This is a genomic window from Reinekea sp., from assembly GCF_982785585.1.
Genome location: NZ_CEYAVF010000006.1, coordinates 91,089 through 109,687, shown reverse-complemented (window position 1 = coordinate 109,687; position 18,599 = coordinate 91,089). Strand labels below are relative to the sequence as shown.

At 53.9% G+C, this 18,599-nt stretch carries 15 protein-coding genes; 4 read left to right on the top strand and 11 right to left on the bottom strand.

Going from position 1 to position 18,599, the window contains the following annotated elements:
• Positions 1-36 precede the first annotated feature (36 nt).
• From msrQ to ilvY, 4 genes are read right to left on the bottom strand one after another with little or no spacing between them, the layout of a single operon-like run.
• A complete protein-coding gene (msrQ, locus tag AC4FIC_RS04620; RefSeq protein WP_145980212.1) occupies positions 37-645 on the bottom strand; it encodes a protein-methionine-sulfoxide reductase heme-binding subunit MsrQ in 609 nt (202 codons plus the stop codon).
• Entirely contained in the window at positions 642-1,607 is a 966-nt protein-coding gene (gene msrP / locus AC4FIC_RS04615) for a protein-methionine-sulfoxide reductase catalytic subunit MsrP (RefSeq protein WP_475844719.1), read from the bottom strand. Before msrP ends, msrQ begins: the two co-directional genes overlap by 4 nt.
• Positions 1,608-1,650: 43 nt before the next feature.
• A complete protein-coding gene (pssA, locus tag AC4FIC_RS04610) occupies positions 1,651-2,457 on the bottom strand; it encodes a CDP-diacylglycerol--serine O-phosphatidyltransferase (protein ID WP_100256003.1) in 807 nt (268 codons plus the stop codon).
• Entirely contained in the window at positions 2,457-3,353 is an 897-nt protein-coding gene (gene ilvY, locus AC4FIC_RS04605; protein ID WP_100256002.1) for an HTH-type transcriptional activator IlvY, read from the bottom strand. The genes pssA and ilvY overlap by 1 nt, the downstream gene beginning before the upstream one ends.
• 360 nt (positions 3,354-3,713) lie before the next feature.
• Between ilvY and ilvC the strand changes: the two genes are divergently transcribed.
• Entirely contained in the window at positions 3,714-5,195 is a 1,482-nt protein-coding gene (ilvC, locus tag AC4FIC_RS04600) for a ketol-acid reductoisomerase (protein WP_100256000.1), read from the top strand.
• 146 nt (positions 5,196-5,341) lie between these two features.
• On the opposite strand, the gene ilvN is transcribed toward ilvC, so the two are convergent.
• The 5 genes from ilvN to rluD form a co-directional block, all read right to left on the bottom strand.
• On the bottom strand, positions 5,342-5,833 hold the full coding sequence (gene ilvN / locus AC4FIC_RS04595) for an acetolactate synthase small subunit (protein WP_100255999.1): 492 nt from the start codon (positions 5,831-5,833) through the stop codon (positions 5,342-5,344).
• Positions 5,833-7,575, bottom strand: a complete 1,743-nt coding sequence (locus AC4FIC_RS04590; RefSeq protein WP_100255998.1) for an acetolactate synthase 3 large subunit — start codon at positions 7,573-7,575, stop codon at positions 5,833-5,835. Before AC4FIC_RS04590 ends, ilvN begins: the two co-directional genes overlap by 1 nt.
• Before the next feature lie 260 nt (positions 7,576-7,835).
• A complete protein-coding gene (gene clpB / locus AC4FIC_RS04585; RefSeq protein ID WP_100255997.1) occupies positions 7,836-10,427 on the bottom strand; it encodes an ATP-dependent chaperone ClpB in 2,592 nt (863 codons plus the stop codon).
• Between the two features lie 81 nt (positions 10,428-10,508).
• Positions 10,509-11,234, bottom strand: a complete 726-nt coding sequence (gene pgeF, locus AC4FIC_RS04580; protein ID WP_100255996.1) for a peptidoglycan editing factor PgeF — start codon at positions 11,232-11,234, stop codon at positions 10,509-10,511.
• Entirely contained in the window at positions 11,231-12,220 is a 990-nt protein-coding gene (gene rluD / locus AC4FIC_RS04575) for a 23S rRNA pseudouridine(1911/1915/1917) synthase RluD (RefSeq protein WP_287419558.1), read from the bottom strand. Before rluD ends, pgeF begins: the two co-directional genes overlap by 4 nt.
• 62 nt (positions 12,221-12,282) lie before the next feature.
• On the opposite strand from rluD, the gene AC4FIC_RS04570 reads away from it, so the two are divergent.
• Positions 12,283-13,122, top strand: coding sequence for an outer membrane protein assembly factor BamD (locus tag AC4FIC_RS04570; protein WP_158524268.1), 840 nt, complete (start codon positions 12,283-12,285; stop codon positions 13,120-13,122).
• Between the two features lie 55 nt (positions 13,123-13,177).
• Here AC4FIC_RS04570 and AC4FIC_RS04565 read toward each other — a convergent pair whose 3' ends face one another.
• Both AC4FIC_RS04565 and AC4FIC_RS04560 read right to left on the bottom strand, forming a co-directional pair.
• Entirely contained in the window at positions 13,178-13,837 is a 660-nt protein-coding gene (locus AC4FIC_RS04565) for an HAD family hydrolase (protein ID WP_100255993.1), read from the bottom strand.
• Between the two features lie 5 nt (positions 13,838-13,842).
• The gene (locus AC4FIC_RS04560) at positions 13,843-15,465 is read right to left on the bottom strand and encodes an NAD+ synthase (RefSeq protein ID WP_100255992.1); all 1,623 of its coding nucleotides are present in this window, start codon (positions 15,463-15,465) and stop codon (positions 13,843-13,845) included.
• A 126-nt stretch (positions 15,466-15,591) separates the two neighbouring features.
• Between AC4FIC_RS04560 and AC4FIC_RS04555 the strand changes: the two genes are divergently transcribed.
• A complete protein-coding gene (locus AC4FIC_RS04555; RefSeq protein ID WP_100255991.1) occupies positions 15,592-17,181 on the top strand; it encodes a sensor histidine kinase in 1,590 nt (529 codons plus the stop codon).
• Positions 17,182-17,209: 28 nt separating this feature from the next.
• A complete protein-coding gene (locus AC4FIC_RS04550; RefSeq protein WP_100255990.1) occupies positions 17,210-18,577 on the top strand; it encodes a sigma-54-dependent transcriptional regulator in 1,368 nt (455 codons plus the stop codon).
• Positions 18,578-18,599 lie beyond the last annotated feature (22 nt).

The following is an 18,599-nucleotide window of genomic DNA, read 5'->3' as shown; positions in this document are numbered from 1 at the left end:
TAAGTGCAAATAACTGAGCAAATTGGCCCACAGGCGCTATCTTGCGGCTTTCGCCCGATAAACTGAGGCCTTGCGATAAACTCGCTCGCCCAGTAATAACAGCGCAAGTGCGCCATAAAGTACGGCTTCTCCGGCAGATGCCCGCGATTGCAGCCACAGGTGCACCCAGACCAGGGCAATAATGAGATACACCAACTTATGAATTATGCTCCAACGCTTTTTAAGCAGCCGTACCATCGCTTTGGGCGAAGTTAGCGCAAGGATCGCCAACAGGCTCCAGGAAATCATACCTAAATAAATAAAGGGTCGCTTAATGATGTCTTCGCTAAAGACCTGCCAGTCCAGTTCGATCCAACCCAATAGGTAGGTCGAAAGATGTAACGACGCGTAGTAGAAGGCAAAAAGCCCAAGCATACGTCGATAGCGCACGATCGACTTCCAACCAAGCCGACGAATGGGTGAGCAGGCCAGCGATAGCAGCAAAAAACGCAAGGCCCACTCGCCCATCTCTTTGAGTATCACTTCTATGGGGTCGACCCCAAGACTGCGAGGATTAAATAGGTAAAGTGAGAACAGCACCAGAGATGGACTGGCTGCGGCCAAAAATATCAGCCACCAAGCCAGTCTCTTAGTGATTAGCGTCAAAAGAACAGCCCTAGATCCATCTTGTCATACAGGCTGGCAACTTCGGGGTAGCCGTTAAAGAGTTGCGACGGGATTCTTTCGATCTTACCATTAGCCCCTATCCGCCGCTCGGTCGCCTGACTCCAGCGCGGATGGGACCGGCCGGGATTGACGTTGCTGTAAAAGCCGTATTCCTTAGCATTGGACAGATTCCACGTGGTCGGGGGCTGCTCATCGACAAAACGAATGCGCACGATCGACTTAATGCTCTTAAAACCGTATTTCCACGGCACGACCAACCGAATCGGGGCACCGTTTTGCACTGGCAAGGCTTCGCCATACATACCCACGGCCAAGAACGCCAAGGGGTGCATCGCCTCGTCTATGCGCAAGCCTTCTACATAGGGCCAGTCGATAAAGGAAAAGGGATCTTTTTGACCGCGCATCTCGTCTTTACGAATAATGGTCTCAAAGGCGACATACTTTGCTCGACTGTTGGGCTGAAACTGGCGTAATACCTTACCCAGCTCAATACCAGTCCAAGGCAACACCATCGACCAGGCTTCAACACAGCGCATGCGATAAATGCGTTCCTCCAAGGATTGACTCGAAATTAGGTCTTCCAATGAAATTACGCCGGGGTTGTCGCACTCGCCGCCAACCTCAATCTGCCAAGGATAGGGATTGAACTCGTCGGCATATTTTGCCGGGTCGCCCTTGCCGGTGCCAAACTCATAAAAATTGTTATACTGCTTGGCGTCTTGTGCATCGGTTAGGGGTTCACCGGCGTTGTAGCTGCGGTAGACGGTAGAGGCTATTTTTTTATCGAGCCAGGTCGGCGCCGTTGATTGCGCCGCCATCGAGTAGGACGCGCCCACCGTCGTCAGCGCCAAAGCGCCCGCGCCTTGAATGATCTGGCGACGATTTAGAAACGCGCTCTGCGGGGTGGTGTTATTTTCAGTGTCGATCAATGTCCGGGCCATTTAGCCTGCCTCTAGTAATAAAAAGCCAGTCTGGGGCCCTGACTTATGAAGAAGTTGCCTTTCTTTTCTTTCCAGTAACAAACTTTATCACTTCCAGAATAGGTCCGTGTAAGGCATAGGTCAATGCGAAGCCGAGCAGAACTCTAGGCGGATCCAGGGCCACCAAGGCCAGCACTAACACGATAGCCAACAGAACAAAGAAGGGTACTCGGCGCTGAGCGCTGATATCTTTAAAAGAAAAGTAGCGTATCGGGCTCACCATCATCACCCCGACCAGCGGCACTAAAATCGCCATAAACCAGATTAGCTGACTACCACTAACACCAAAAGCCTCCATCGACCAGATGATCGACCAGATCACTGCAGCCCCTGCTGGGCTAGGTAGACCGACAAAGTACTTCTTATCGACTTTGCTGATTTGGACATTAAAGCGGGCCAAGCGCAACGCGCCACTGGCGGCGAAAATAAAGGCTAGCACCCAACCGGTCTGGCCTAGGCCATTCAAAGACCACAAAAAGGCTAACAACGCCGGAGCCAAACCAAAGGCGACCAAGTCTGACATGCTGTCATATTGCGCACCAAATTCCGATTGTGTATGGGTCATCCGGGCCACCCGACCGTCGGCTCCATCGAGCAATTGCGCGACAAAGATGGCAATACAGGCCTTTTCAAAGTCACCATTGATCGACGAGATGATGGCAAAAAAGCCGGCAAACAGAGCGCTGGTGGTTAATAGATTGGGGATCAAATAGACCCCGCGGCGCAGGTTGGTCTCGGCGACAGCGACTGTTTCCGTTTCCGTTTCCGTTTCCGTTTCTGGCTCTACTATTGATTCATTTTTGGTCGACATTAGTTACTCTCTTGCTGAATTTTTTGTGCCGTCTTCCAAAAGGCATGGACTAACGGGTCCTGTAATCGCCGATTTAATACACACACACCGACGTCGAAGGGCTGCAGCTTTTTCTCTACCGCAATGGTACGAATCTTATCTTTAAGCGGGCTATTTTCGGTCACCAAGGCGGGTACAACGCCAACGCCTAACCCTAAGCCGACCATGGCGACGATGGCTTCGTGGCCGGCGACCTGAGCATAGACCTTGGGTTTGATACTCGAACCCCGAAACCAATGGTCAAGCCGTTTTCGGGTCAGGCCAAATTCCGACATAATAAAGGGCACCTGCCCCCAAGGAATCGGATTTTGCGCCAACAACGCACTGACGGGCCCGTCGGCAGTCGGTCCAATAAAGTCTAATGAGGTCACCACCAATGACTTAAACAAGAGCGGGTTGGGCAATTGGTCGGGCAAGGGGGCCACGGCTATGTCGACCTCATCGTCCATAACCCGTTGAATCGCTTGCGCGGTATCGCCGGTCTCCAGTATCACTTCGATGTTTGGGTATTCCCCACGAAATCGGGTCAGTAGCTCTGACATCACCGAATAGGTTGCGGTGACAGAGCAATAAAGCCGTATTTGACCGGTCAATTCAATCGGATCATTTTTCAGCTGATGCTTAAGATCTTGCCAGTGCGTCAGGGTCGTCTCTGAGAACTCCCGAAACTGCCGTCCCGCCTGGGTCAGAACCACGGTTCGGTTATCCCGCTCAAATAGGGTAGCACCGAGCTCATCCTCCAAACGCGCAATACTGCGGCTCAATGTAGATGGACTGACGTGCATTGCCTCGGATGTTTTACCGTAGTGCAGGGTTTGCGACAGATGTATAAATTGACGTAACGCTCGAAGATCCATAGACCTCTCCTATAAGGGGCCGAATTATGCCACGGAAGCGACTGTGTTGCAGCATTTGCAATAATAATAAGCGGGTTTCTGTACGGGCACTCAGGCACTGGCTTGCACCTGTCGGCTTTACGGCTCTAGGCGGCATCGGAACGGCTGTTTATTAATGTCTTAGCAGGGCCGAATGGCACGATCGAGTGGCGTTCGCAGCCCCAAATCACGGCCTGTTCGGACGCTGGCCGGTAAATCTCGACCAGAAAGTCATTTTCCGCAACACTCGCTTGCCAACAATTCATTTTCAGCGCTCGTCTGCTTTCGCTAAACTGCATCCAACCGTGGCAGAAGCCACATCCAGATTTGGCAGGTATTAGAATGAATAATTATTTCAACACCCTTAACTTACGTGAACAGCTGGCGCAATTGGGTCAGTGTCGATTTATGGACCGCAACGAATTTGCCGATGAGTGCGATTTTTTAAAGGGTAAGAAGGTTGTTATCGTCGGTTGTGGCGCTCAGGGCTTGAATCAGGGCCTCAATATGCGTGACTCAGGCTTGGATGTTGCCTATACCTTACGCCAGGCTGCGATCACCGAAAAACGTCAGTCATGGAAGAATGCGCATGAAAACGGCTTTACCGTTGGCTCTTATGAAGAGTTAATTCCCCACGCCGACTTGATCGTTAACCTAACCCCCGACAAGCAACATTCTGCCGTGGTTGAAGCGGTTATGCCACTGATGAAGCAGGGTGCAGCCCTGGGTTACTCACATGGCTTTAATATCGTTGAGGTAGGCCAAAAGATTCGCGCCGATATCACCGTGGTCATGGTCGCGCCGAAATGTCCTGGTACTGAAGTGCGTGAAGAATACAAACGTGGTTTCGGTGTCCCGACGTTGATCGCCGTGCATCCTGAAAACGATCCACAAGGCAATGGCATGGCGATCGCCAAGGCATGGGCTGCCGCAACCGGCGGTCATCGTGCCGGCGTGCTGCAGAGCTCCTTTGTTGCCGAAGTGAAGTCCGATCTGATGGGCGAACAGACTATCCTGTGCGGCATGTTGCAAGCCGGTTCGATTCTCTGCTACGACAAGATGATCGCAGAGGGTGTCGACAGCAGCTACGCCGCCAAATTGGTTCAGTTTGGCTGGGAAACTATTACCGAAGCGCTCAAGCTCGGTGGCATCACCAATATGATGGATCGCCTCGACAATCCCGCCAAATTGCGTGCCTTTGAATTGTCAGAAACCCTGAAAGAATTGATGCGACCCCTGTTCCGCAAGCATCAAGACGATATCATCAGTGGTCATTTCTCTACCACCATGATGGCCGATTGGGATGCCAATGATAAGGATCTGTTGCGCTGGCGCGAAGAGACCGGCCAAACTGCCTTTGAACAGGCTCCTGCGGCGGTGAACGACCTGGACGAGCAGGACTATTTCGACAACGGCATTCTGATGATTGCGATGGTCAAATCCGGTGTTGAACTGGCCTTTGAAACCATGGTTGAAAGCGGCATTATCGAAGAAAGCGCCTATTACGAGTCGTTACATGAGTTACCGCTCATTGCCAATACGGTCGCGCGCAAGAAGCTGTATGAAATGAATGTGGTGATCAGCGATACCGCTGAATATGGTAACTACCTCTTCGCCCATGCCGCCGTACCGCTATTGGCTGAACATTTCATGCCTGGTATCGGCACCGATGTGATCGGCAAGGGCATGAAGGCTGCTTCTAACTCGGTAGACAATTTGACCCTGGTACAGGCGAACGACGCCATTCGTAACCATCCGATCGAATACATCGGTGAAGAATTACGCGGCTATATGACCGATATGAAGCGCATCGTCGAGGCGTAAGCCGGTCAACAGAACTCAGTGAGCTCCTCAAAAGGGAACGAGTATTAACCCACACCTAGTGTGGGTTTTTTTTGTCTTGGCTATACGCGCGGACAAAAAAAAGCGCTCACCTTGAGCGCTTCGATACCCTTTCAGTCGATATCGCCTTAGACGCTGAGGACCTTTTCACCCCGAGCGACACCGGAGACTCCAGTACGGGCTACTTCCATAATGGTTGTGCCCGCTAGCGCCTCGAGGAACGCCGCCAGTTTCTCTTCCTCTCCGGTTACCATGATGGTAAAGGTGGTCGGCGATACATCGACAATCTGTGCTCGAAAGATGTCGGTGGTACGTTTAACCTCTTCGCGCTGAGCGCCCGTGGCGCGAACCTTGACGAGCATCAGACCGCGCTCGACATGCCCACCTTCGGTCAGATCAACCACCTTTACTACTTCGACCAGCTTGTTCAGCTGCTTGGTGATTTGCTCCACCATTTGTTCGTCCCCATGCGTAACCAGGGTCAAACGCGACAAGGTCGGGTCATCGGTTGGCGCAACATTGAGTGAATCGATGTTGTAGCCGCGTTGAGCGAACAAGCCTACTAGGCGCGCCAGGGCGCCCGATTCATTTTCCATTAATACCGATAGTATGTGTCTCATCAGGTACGCTCCGTCTTGCTTAAGAACATGTCGCACATGGACCCATTGGGCACCTGCATCGGATAGACGTGCTCGTCCGGATCGATCCGTACATCGACGAAGACCGCCTTATCCCGAATCGCCATGGCTTCAATCAGCGTGCTTTCCAGCTGATCGGCGCTTTCGACAACAAAGCCGACGTGGCCGTAACTTTCGGCCAGTTTGACAAAATCAGGCAACGAATCCATGTAGGAGTTGGAATAACGCGATTCGTAATTCATATCCTGCCATTGGCGCACCATGCCCAGGTAGCCGTTGTTCAGACAAACAATCTTGACTGGCAAACCGTACTGTTTGCAGGTCGACAGCTCTTGAATGTTCATCTGAATAGAGCCTTCACCGGTGACGCAAACCACATCAGCCTCTGGGTAGTTAATCTGCACACCCATAGCCGCCGGTAAACCAAAGCCCATGGTGCCCAGGCCACCGGAATTGATCCAGCGATTGGGCTTATTAAACTTGTAATACTGAGCGGCAAACATCTGATGCTGGCCAACGTCGGTACAGATATAGGCGTCGCCCTTGGTGACACGGGCCAGGGTCTCGATCACAAACTGCGGCTTCATCTTGGTCGAGTCGTCGGTGCGATAGCGCCCACCGTGACGGGTACGCCATTCGTCAATCTGCGCCCACCACTGATCCAGCGCGGCATCATCGATTTGCTGACCGCTTTGCTCAAGCTGCTCAAGCATTTCAATCAACACCGATTTAACCGGCCCGACGATAGGGACATCGGCGGCTATGTGTTTGGAGATCGTGGTTGGATCGATGTCGATATGGATCAATTTCGCGTCAGGGCAAAACTTTGAAACCTTGTTCGTTACCCGATCGTCCAGCCGAGCGCCAATGGCGATAATCAGATCGGCATTGTGCATGGCCATATTCGACTCGTAGGTACCGTGCATGCCTAACATGCCGATAAACTGCTCATCGGTCCCGGGGAAACACCCTAGGCCCATCAAGGTATTGGTCACCGGAAAGTTCAACAGATGTGCCATTTTCGTCAGTTCGTCGGAGGCACGGCCCAAGATAACGCCACCACCGGCATAGATTACCGGCTTCTTGGCTTGCATCATCAACGTAACGGCTTTACGAATTTGACCGCTGTGGCCCTTTTTTACCGGATTGTATGAGCGCATCTTGATACGCTCCGGATAAATGTACGGAAACTTTTGGTTGGGCATGGTCATATCTTTGGGGATGTCGATGACCACCGGACCCGGGCGACCGCTTTCGGCCAAATAGAAGGCCTTCTTGATCAACATCGGAATGTCTTTCGGGTCACGCACCATCATATTGTGCTTCACCACCGGCCGTGAAATACCCATCATGTCGGTTTCTTGAAAAGCATCGCCGCCGATCAGATGACTCATCACCTGGCCGGTAATAATCACCATCGGAATGGAGTCCATATAGGCTGTGGCAATCCCGGTGATGGCGTTGGTCGCCCCCGGTCCTGAAGTCACCAGTACGACACCAGCCTTGCCCGACGCACGGGCATAGGCGTCAGCCATATGGGTGGCGGCCTGTTCATGGCGCACCAACACATGTTTAATCTTGGACTGATGGTGCAACGCGTCATAAATATGCAGCACCGAGCCACCCGGATAACCGTAAATGAATTCGACACCCTCGTCATGCAGCGCACGACAGAGCATTTCACCACCAGAAAGCAATTCTGGCTGAAGCGACGATTTTGACATGTTTGTAGACCTTTGCTGTGGTACAGGAACGCGTTCGCTTTATCAGCTCTTCTTCAGCCTGTGTTCAAACGTTTAGGTCGGTAAACCTAAGCATCAACACAACCGACCGTTTGTGGATTTCATATCCAACAACTCCGACGTCGATATTGCTGCCTGTAACCTTGTTGCACGGACAGATCGGTATTGATCGGTCTCGAGCTCCATTTTAGCGACTGATCAAAGAATGTCCATCGCTAAATGGCGGTCGGACCGAGATCGGCTTAGTGGGTACTCGGCTTTAGGGGCTTAAATACCACCTGAGCGTCGATCAAGTCGGCCTGAATATGATCCCCCCGGCTGAAGTCGCCCCTAAGTAAAGCCGACGCTAGCGGATTTTCCAATTCACGTTGGATCGCCCGCTTGAGCGGCCGCGCCCCGTAGACCGGATCGAAGCCGGCGGCACAGAGCTTATCGAGCACCGCATCGCTGATGCTCAGGCCCAGCTCCTGCTCGGTCAGGCGACGATGCAGCTGCGCCAATTGGATTTTCGCGATGCCCTGTATCTGCTCACGCGCGAGCGGATGAAAGACCACGACCTCGTCGAGTCGGTTGATAAACTCCGGTCGGAAATAGCCGCCCACGACCGTCATCACCGCGGCTTTCATTTCATCATACTGGGCCGCGTCCGAGAGCTGCTGAATCTGTTCTGAACCCAAGTTGGAGGTCATCACAATAACAGTATTACGGAAATCGACGGTGCGACCCTGCCCGTCGGTCAGGCGACCGTCATCGAGGACCTGCAACAGTATATTAAAGACATCGCCATGGGCCTTTTCGACTTCATCGAGCAGGATCACCGAGTAAGGTTTACGGCGCACCGCCTCGGTTAAATAACCCCCCTCTTCATAACCGATATAACCCGGCGGCGCGCCGATCAAACGCGCGACCGAGTGCTTCTCCATAAATTCGGACATATCGATGCGCACCATCGCGTCCGTGGTATCGAACAGGAAGTTGGCCAGCGCCTTACACAGCTCTGTCTTACCGACGCCGGTTGGTCCCAAGAAGAGAAAGGAGCCATTGGGTCGATCCGGATCGGACAGGCCCGAACGCGAGCGCCGGATGGCGTTTGATACCGCGACCACCGCCTCATGCTGGCCGATCAACTGGGTATGCAAGACCTCTTCCATGCGCAACAGTTTGTCACGTTCACCTTCGAGCATCTTGTCGACTGGGATGCCGGTCCAGCGCGAAATCACATTGGCGATCGATTCATCGGTTACCCGATACTGCAGCAACTGCATATCCATCATCTCGGCCTGAGCGGCCATATCGAGTTGTTTCTCCAGTTCTGGAATACGGCCGTACTGCAATTCCGACATCTTAGTCAGATCGCTGGCCCGGCGAGCGGCCTCCAGTTCCGCTCGGGCTTGTTCAAGCTGTTCTTTGACGTGCTGCGAGCCCTGCACGGCAGCCTTTTCAGCCAGCCATATTTCTTCCAGGTCGAAATATTCCCGTTCCAATTCGGCAATCGATTCATGCAGTCGCGCCAGAGATAAGCGCACCTGGGGATCGCTTTCTTTCTTCAGCGCCTCGGCCTCGATTTTTAATTGAATCAGTTTGCGTTCGAGTCGATCCATCGACTCCGGTTTGGAGTCAATCTCCATGCGGATTCGGCTTGCCGACTCGTCAATCAGATCGATGGCCTTGTCGGGCAGCTGGCGATCGGAGATATAACGCTGGGACAACTTGACCGCCGCAATAATGGCACCGTCGGTTATGGTTACCCCATGATGCACTTCATAGCGCTCTTTTAGGCCGCGCAAGATGGCGATGGTATCTTCTTCATTGGGTTCGTCGACCAGAACTTTCTGGAAGCGACGCTCCAAGGCGCCGTCTTTTTCAATATATTGGCGATATTCGTTCAGGGTGGTCGCGCCAACACAATGCAATTCGCCTCGCGCCAGCGCCGGCTTAAGCATATTGCCGGCATCCATGGCGCCGTCGCCTTTACCGGCACCGACCACAGTATGCAATTCGTCGATAAAGAGGATGATCTGGCCGTCCTGCTTGGCCAATTCATTTAATACCGCCTTGAGTCGTTCTTCGAACTCACCGCGGAACTTGGCACCGGCCACCAGCGCCGCCAGATCGAGCGACAGCACGCGCTTATTCTTCAAGCTTTCCGGCACTTCACCATTGATGATGCGTTGCGCCAAGCCTTCGACGATGGCGGTCTTACCGACCCCGGGCTCGCCAATTAAGACCGGATTATTTTTGCGCCGGCGTTGCAGCACTTGGATGGTCCGGCGAATTTCATCGTCCCGGCCGATCACTGGATCGAGCTGGCCCGCTTCGGCGCGAGCGGTTAGATCGACGGTATACTTGTCTAAGGCTTGCCGGCTCTCCTCGGCGTCGGCGCTGGACACCGACTCGCCATTGCGCATATCGTCAATGGCCTGCTGCAAGACAACTTCGACCAGTCCGGCTTCCTGCAAGGTTTTGGCAATGCGCGACCGGTCCTGCAACATGGCCAAGAGTACCAGCTCGCTGGCTATAAATTGATCTTTACGTTGTTGCGATAACTTATCGGCCCGATTCAGCACTCGACCCAGGTCATTGGACATATGCACGTCATCGTCGGACCCGCTTATTTCCGGCAGTTGCTGCAACTGCGTATCGGCCGCAGCCTTTAATTTAGCCACAGTCGCGCCGGCTTTTTTCAGCACGGCGGCTATAGAGGTGTTTTTTTGATTGAGCAACGCGATCAGCAGATGGACCGGTTCGATAAAGCTGTGGTTCTGGCCCAGTGCAATCGACTGTGCATCGGATAATGCCAACTGTAAGCTGCTGGTAAGACGATCAATACGCATACTATTACCCTAATCTGACGTTTATAAGTCTGTTACATAAATGAGGGCTAAGGGACCGGAATCAAGCCCAGCTGAACCGACTTAACGCGCCATTTTCCAAATCAAATTGGCCATGCGACCCGTTTGACCGTCCCGGCGATAGGAGTAATAAAGTTCCGGGTTTTGCACGGTACAGGCATTCGATCGATAGACGCGTTGTACGCCTGCAGCGGTGAGTTGGGATGCTGCCAGCCCGGCCAGATCACAGAGGTATTTGCTGCCGCGCGGCGTGAAAAATTGCTCATAGCCGGGCCAACTGTTGAACATCGCCCTAACCTCCGGGCCGACTTCGAAGGCCTTCGGACCGATCGCCGGTCCGATGCCACAATAGACTCGATCAGCTCGGTCAAAGTTCGCCAGAGTGGCCAAGAGGATATGGTCGGCCAACCCGCGCCAACCGGCATGGGCTATGGCCACCTGGGCACCATCGGCGCGCCAGAAAAACACCGGCAAACAGTCTGCCGTCATAACACAGCAAGCGGATCCGACGGCGGTGCAATAACTGCCGTCTTGGCCCTGCTGGGGATCGGCGGCAGCCACGTGGACGACGCGATTGGTGTGTGTCTGATGCAACCAGGTGACAGTCGGCGCACCGGGCAATCGCTGACGCAATAGCCGGCGATTGGTGGCGACCGTCGAGGCTGACTCACCGACATGATGGGCCAGATTAAAAGATCCAAAGGGTGCTTGGCTCACGCCGCCTTGCCGAGTGGTCCATCCGGCCTGAACGTTGGCCGGTAAGGGCCAGGGCGCAAACTCAAAACTCACAGGTCGAACTCGGTACCATAGACCTTCAATTCATGTTCCATCTCATCGAGCAGTTCTTGGAAGTCGGCGGGGATATCTGCTTCCCAATGCATTTGCAGCCCCGTTTGCGGATGAATGAGCTCCAGATAGCCGGCGTGTAAAGCCTGTCGTTTGAAACGCTTCATCACCGTCATAACCTCGAGCGTAACGCCCTTAGGCAGGCGCGATCGGCCGGCATACACTGGGTCGCCGACAATCGGATTGCCAATGTGCGACATGTGTACGCGAATCTGATGCGTGCGGCCGGTTTCCAGCTTACAGCGCACCAAGGTGTGATTGCGCAGGCGCTTGATCACGCGATAGTGAGTGACCGCTTCCTTGCCCATGGTCAAAGGGGCAACAGCCATCTTGGTGCGCTGCTTCGGATGCCGGTCGATCGGGGCGTCGATCGTACCACCGGAAATCATCACCCCCATGCAGATGGCCGAATACTCTCGCCCCATGCTTCGGTCTTGCAGTTGCTCCGCCAGCCCAGTTTGGGCTTGTAGCGTTCGCGCCACAACCATCAGACCGGTGGTGTCCTTGTCGAGCCGGTGGACAATGCCGGCACGCGGCACGGAGGCAAGCTCCGGATAGCGATAGAGTAGTGCATTGAGCATGGTCCCGTCTGGATTCCCCGCGCCGGGATGAACTACCAGGCCGGCGGGTTTATTGATCACGATGATATGCTCGTCTTCGTAAACCACGTTGAGTTCAATAGACTGTGCTGCCCAGCCTTCATTTACCTCTAGCACAGCGTCGAGCACCAGCGTTTCGCCCCCGATCAGCTTGTCTCGATTGCGTCTGGTCTTACCATCTACCGTCAGCTGCCCGCCACTGATCCAGTTCTGTATTCTGGAACGCGAGTAGTCATCAAAAAGCAGTGCAGCTACCTGATCGAAACGTTTGTGCCCTTGGTCAAGGGGGACAATTTTCGTTTCCTTGATGGAATCTGTGGTATCAGTCATTGGAGGCTTGGGTATCCTGTGGTTACAATGGCAGTCATTTTACTGATTTAATGAGAGATAGCATGTTTACCGTAGCGCAAAGCGCAAAAAAAGTGAGTCAAATAGCCTTTTTGGCGTTTGTGGTCCTCTTAACCGGCTGCGCCTCGTTCGGAAACAAGGTGAAAGACACCGAATCGGGCTATTATGAGGCCGCGCAAACCTATCTCGACCAACGCAATTACAGCTTAGCCATCGAACGTTTAACCGATCTGCAAAGCCGTTTCCCGTTTGGTCGTTTCGCCCAGGCCAGTGCTCTGGATCTAATTTACGCCCGCTATCAGTCCAATGACTTCGCCACGGCACTGATCGAGGCGGATCGCTTTACGCGCTTAAATCCGGATTACCCGTCGGTCGATTACGCCTGGTTTCTGCGCTCGATGAGCTATTACCGATTGTTTCTTGCCAATCGAGGCATTTTTGGCAAGGTGGATCCGGCGATGCGATCGCCAGAGCAGGGCCAAAAAGCCTTTTTCGCGCTACTGGAGTTTAGCGACCAATTTCCAGAGAGTGTTTATCGAGAACCGGCCCTGACCGCGATGATCGTCCTGAAGGACGCCCTGGCGCGCCATGAGTTGATTGTTGCCGACTTCTACATCCGGCGTGGCGCCTGGGTTGCCGCCGCGGAACGCGCTCAGGTGGTGATTCAACACTATCCGGGTGTTAGCGCCGAGGCAGATGCCCTCGTGGTCTTAACAGAAGCCTATGGCGCGCTGGAACTCGATAAAGATCGACAGATCACTCTAACCCGCCTGCAAACAACCTATCCGGACCATGCGGTATTCGCTTCCGGCAGCTACCAAGCGCCCAAGTGGGCCGAAGACCGCTGGTGGGTCAAGCTGTTAACCTTGGGTCTAACCAGCTAGCGTCTGAATAGCGCAACGACGGCTTAACCAAGCCGTCGTGCACCTCTCAGCGAGGCTAGCAAAACGCCATCGTGGAACCCTTGATTACCGCCATCAGATCCTCAGGCGCCGCAACACATTGGTGCGCACCGGCTGCGAGCAGAGTGGGCGCGTCACTATAGCCCCATAAGACCCCCAGTGATGTCAGATCATGGTGGCGCCCTGCGGCGACATCATAGGCCGTATCGCCGATCATCAGCGTTTCACTGGCTTTGAGCTTCTCTTCGGCCAGCAACCAGGCCAGTAGTTCTTTCTTGTCGCCGTATTGACCGCTTTCGGTCGAACCATAGATCCCGGTAAAGAACTCGGCCAGGCCGCTGTGGGCGATAATCTGTTCGGCATAGAGCTGATACTTGGCCGTAGCAATAAACTGCCGTACACCGATTCGGTTACAGTGCTGCAGCACCTCGAGCATGCCGGGGTAAACCGGGCTGTCGTGCAAGCTGTACTGATAACAGGAGCGGTAAAAGTCTTTCGCGCGTTGGATCTGCTCGGCATCCTGAGTATCCAATATGCGGCCGAGCGACACACCCAATTCCGGACCGATCATCGAACGGATCTGGGCCGCCGGTACTGGGCCACGGTCGAAGTGCTCTGAAGTTTGATTTAAACAACGGGCGATTACCGCCATCGAGTCGATCAGCGTACCGTCTAGATCCCATAAAATATTAATCATTACGGCTAGTTTCCTGGTTTCCAGCCATGGGTGATCGGGTAACGCCGATCGCGGCCGAAACCGCGTTTGGAGACCCGAACCCCTTCTGGTGCCTGTCGGCGTTTGTATTCGTTGAGGTCGATCAGCCGTACGATCCGATACACAGTGTCGTAGTCAAAGCCGGCGGCGACGATAGCATCGAGGCTTTCATCCCGTTCGACATAGCGTTCGATAATTTCATCCAGTATCGGATAAGGCGGCAAGCTATCCTCATCGAGCTGATCCGGTGCCAATTCCGCCGAGGGCGGCCGGGTAATGACCCGCTCCGGGATCACCGGGCTCTGTTCATTGCGCCAATTGGACAGGGTATAGACCCACGTCTTAGGGACATCCTTCAGGCAGTTATAGCCGCCGCACATGTCGCCGTAGAGGGTGGCATAGCCAACCGCCAGTTCACTCTTGTTCCCGGTGGTCAGCACCATAAAGCCGAGTTTATTGGACAGCGCCATCAAGAAGACACCGCGCATACGCGATTGCATATTTTGCTCGGTAACATCGACCGGCTTGTCACCAAAGGCTGGTTTTAGGGTGCTCAACGCCGTTTCAAAGGCATCGCCTATAGGCAACACTTCATAGCGAATGCCTAGGTTTTTCGCTTCGGCCTCGGCGTCCTCTAGGGAGATCTTGGCGGTATAGTGGTAAGGCATCATCACCCCCATCACGCGATCGGCGCCCAGGGCGTCGACGGCAATGGCGGCGCTGAGGGCCGAGTCGATGCCCCCGGACATGCCCAGCACGATGCCTGAAAAGCCGTTGCGATTAACATAGTCGGCCAAGCCGACTTTCAACGCCTCGTACAAGGCAGCCGAGTTAGAGGGCTCCGGCGCAATCGAGGGCGCCACTACGCACCATTGGCCGGCCACCGAGGTTAAATCGACCAGCGCTAGGCTCTCCTTAAACAGCGCCAGAGTATGGGCGACATCACCATTAGGATTGACAACAAAGGAGCCGCCATCGAACACCAGCTCATCCTGGCCACCTATATGATTGACATAGAGGGTGGTCATCGGCCATTGCTTGACGACCTTAGTCACCTGTTCATGCCGTTCCGCGGTGCGATTGATCGAATAGGGGCTGCCATTAATATTGATGTTTATCATGGCACCGGCTTCGAAGGCCCTGCGCGCGGGGCCGTCGTACCAGATATCTTCGCAAATACTTAGGGCTATCTGAGCGCCTTTAAAACTAAAGACGCAGGTTTGCGTGCCTTTCTGAAAGTAGCGTTTCTCATCAAACACTTGGTAGTTGGGCAGATGCTGCTTGCGGTAGTCGGCAATGACCTGGCCATGGTCGATCACCATGGCCTTGTTAAACAGCTTGCCGTCTTCCCGCTGGGGGTAACCGACGACGATGGCAATGGGCAGTTTGGCGTCGAACAGGCGATGTAAACCATCACTGACCCGCTTACCCAGGCTGGGGCGCAAGAGCAGGTCTTCCGGCGGATAACCGGTCAATGTCAGTTCCGGAAACACCACCATGTCGGCCTGTTGATCGATGGCCTGTTGGGCCAAGAGCAATATTTTACTGACGTTGCCGTCTATGTCCCCAACCGGAAAACGATGCTGGGCCAGCGCCACACGTATGTTCATAGACTACTCTAAGGAGGTAATTACCATATTGTGAAGCCTGTTTCGCCGCAGAACAAGGTTTCTACCCTATTAACACCGCGACCGGTGATCTTTATCGTCACCGGGGCCTGAAAAAGAAGCCCCGACATGAGCTTTAGCATCCGACTCAGTCAACCCGTTTTTCGCGTCCAACAGCTGTTGTTCGCTTTCGGTATCTTCCGGCTGATCTTGGCGACCGGCCTCTGTGTTCTGGCGCTGTTACCGGAGACCGCAAAAGAGCTGCTGCCCAGCCCCAACCCTGAGTCCATGCAATTGGCGACCTTGGTCTATTTAATCCTGACCATACTGGGCATGCTATTAACGGTGAATGAGCAGCTATCGAAAACACCGATCACCGTTCTATTGATCACCGATATCCTGCTGCTGATGCTGATCTTGCGTTACAGCGGCGGCGTCGACAGCGGCTTCGGCAGCCTAATGTTGATTAGCGTTGGCATCGGGGGGCTACTCCTACCCTTGCGGCAGAGCCTGTTAGTGGCCGCTACCGCCACCTCCAGTGTGGTCTATACCGAAATATTACCGCTCGACGGCGCCACTAGGGATCTATTGCAGGCCGCCTTGCTGGGTCTGGGTTATTTTGCCGAGACCCTCTTCTTACAATATGTTGGCCAACGGGTAAAAAAAACCGAGCAGCTGGCTCGAGTCCAAGCCGATACCATTCTCGACCTGCGCCATCTCAATGAGCTGATCGTCCAGCGGCTGCGCACCGGCATCATAGTGGTCACCAGCGAGGGCGCGATTCGTTTGATGAATGATGCTGCGCGCGACCTGCTCAAGGAGACCGATACCCCCCCTTTCTGGCTCAGCCAGTCCCTGCAGGATCGGTTGGCCAGTTGGCAACGCAACCCCCATAACGAGATCGAACCGATTCAGGCCGATACCGAGCATCCCGGGGTGAGCGTCAATATTGCCCGACTGCACGCGACGCAAACCAGTGACCTGATTATTTTCTTGGAGGACTCCGGTCGGATGCAACAGCAGGCGCAACAGCTAAAACTGGCCTCGCTTGGTCGCCTGACCGCCTCGATCGCTCACGAAATACGCAACCCATTGGGTGCGATCAGCCATGCCGCCCAGTTGCTCGATGAAGCACCGGCCTTGGCAGAAGCCGATAAGCGTTTATTGGCGATGATTCACACCCACTCTCAGCGGGTCAATACAATCATCGAGACCATTCTGGAATTGTCGCGCCGACGACCCAAACAAATTAGCAGTATCGCTGCGGCCGCCCTAATCGAACAGTGCTTGGCGGAACGCGAACTCGAAACAGAACGTCAGCAGGACCAAATTGAAATTGCCGTCGAGGTTAATTTCAACATGCACATCGATATTCACCAAATCAAACAGGCGTTGCACAATCTTATCGCCAATGGTCTATATTATAGTGGTCTGCAGGTCGGACAGCGTCGGCTTAGGCTCAGCACCGGCGAACTGTCGGGCAGTGAACAATACTATCTTGATATCGAAGATGAGGGGCTGGGCGTCCCCGGCGATCAGATTAAAAACCTGTTTGAACCCTTTTACACCACCGAACACAGCGGCACCGGTTTAGGCCTTTATATTGCCAAGGAACTGTGTGAAGCCAACCGACTGAAATTGTCCTATGTGCAAAATCGCCGCGGTGGTTGTTTTCGAATCGTGTTCCCGCACGCGCTCAGTCAACGCAGTGAGCGTTAGTCACTCTGTAGAAAAGGATTTGCGCCCTATGCCAACCGCCCAATGTGTGTTAATTATCGACGATGAACCGGATATCCGCGAGTTGCTCGAAATCACCCTAATGCGCATGGGTATCGCAAGCTGCAGCGCGGTCGATGTCTCGTCGGCCATTATGGCCATCAAACAACAGGAGGTGGATTTAATCCTCACCGATATGCGCCTGCCCGATGGCAATGGCCTGGATATAGTGCGTTACGTTGCCGAGACCAAACCCGACACCCCGATAGCGGTCATTACCGCGCACGGCAATATGGATCTGGCCATCGAGTCACTGAAATCCGGGGCCTTTGATTTCGTGTCCAAACCACTCGATGTCAATAAACTGCGCAACCTCATCACCCAGGCACTGAAGGTAAAGCCTCCGACGGGCCATCAACTCGACACCGGTATGCATGCCAAAGCCCTAGACATGGGCCAATCCGCGGCCATGCAACTGCTACAGAAAAAAATTCGCAAACTGGCGGTCAGTCAAGCGCCGGTCTTTATTCAGGGTGAGTCCGGATCGGGCAAGGAGCTGGCCGCGCGTCAGATTCATACCCTCGGTCCGCGTGCGCTGGGACCCTTTATCGCGGTGAACTGCGGTGCGATCCCCTCTGAATTAATGGAGAGTGAATTTTTCGGTCACAAGCGGGGGGCCTTTACCGGGGCAACGGAAGATAAGCAGGGATTTTTTCAAGCCGCCCAAGCTGGCACCCTATTTCTCGATGAGGTCGCCGATTTGCCATTGGCCATGCAGGTCAAACTGTTACGGGCGATACAGGAGAAAAAAATTCGGCCAATCGGCACTCAAAATGAGCTCGATGTCGATGTCCGAATTCTCAGTGCAACGCACAAAAATCTCGACGCCATGGTCGAAGCAGGCGAGTTTCGCCAGGATTTGTTTTATCGCATCAATGTGATTGCCTTAACGATTCCGGCGCTGCGTGAACGTACCGATGACATCCCCTTGTTGAGTCAACAAATACTCCAGCGTATTGCCGGCAACTATGAACTGCCGATGGCCCGGCTAACCGCTGAGGCGAAAAAAGAACTCCATCTGTATAGCTTCCCCGGCAATGTTCGCGAGCTGGAAAACATCCTCGAACGGGCTTTTGCTCTGTGTGAGGACGACACCATCGGCGCCGCCGATCTAAATTTGAACAGCCGTTATAATGCCGAGCCATCGCCTAATGAGCCTGCGGCATTGGCGGCTCGAGCGGACGGCGTGTCGCTGGAAGACTACCTTATGGATATAGAACGCAATGTCGTCGAGCAGGCCTTGGAAGCAACCCGATGGAACCGCACCGCGGCGGCAAAGCGCTTAGGCATTACCTTTAGAGCATTGCGGTATCGACTGAAAAAACTCGGCTTGGAATAGCCCTGCTAACCCGATTGGCTAA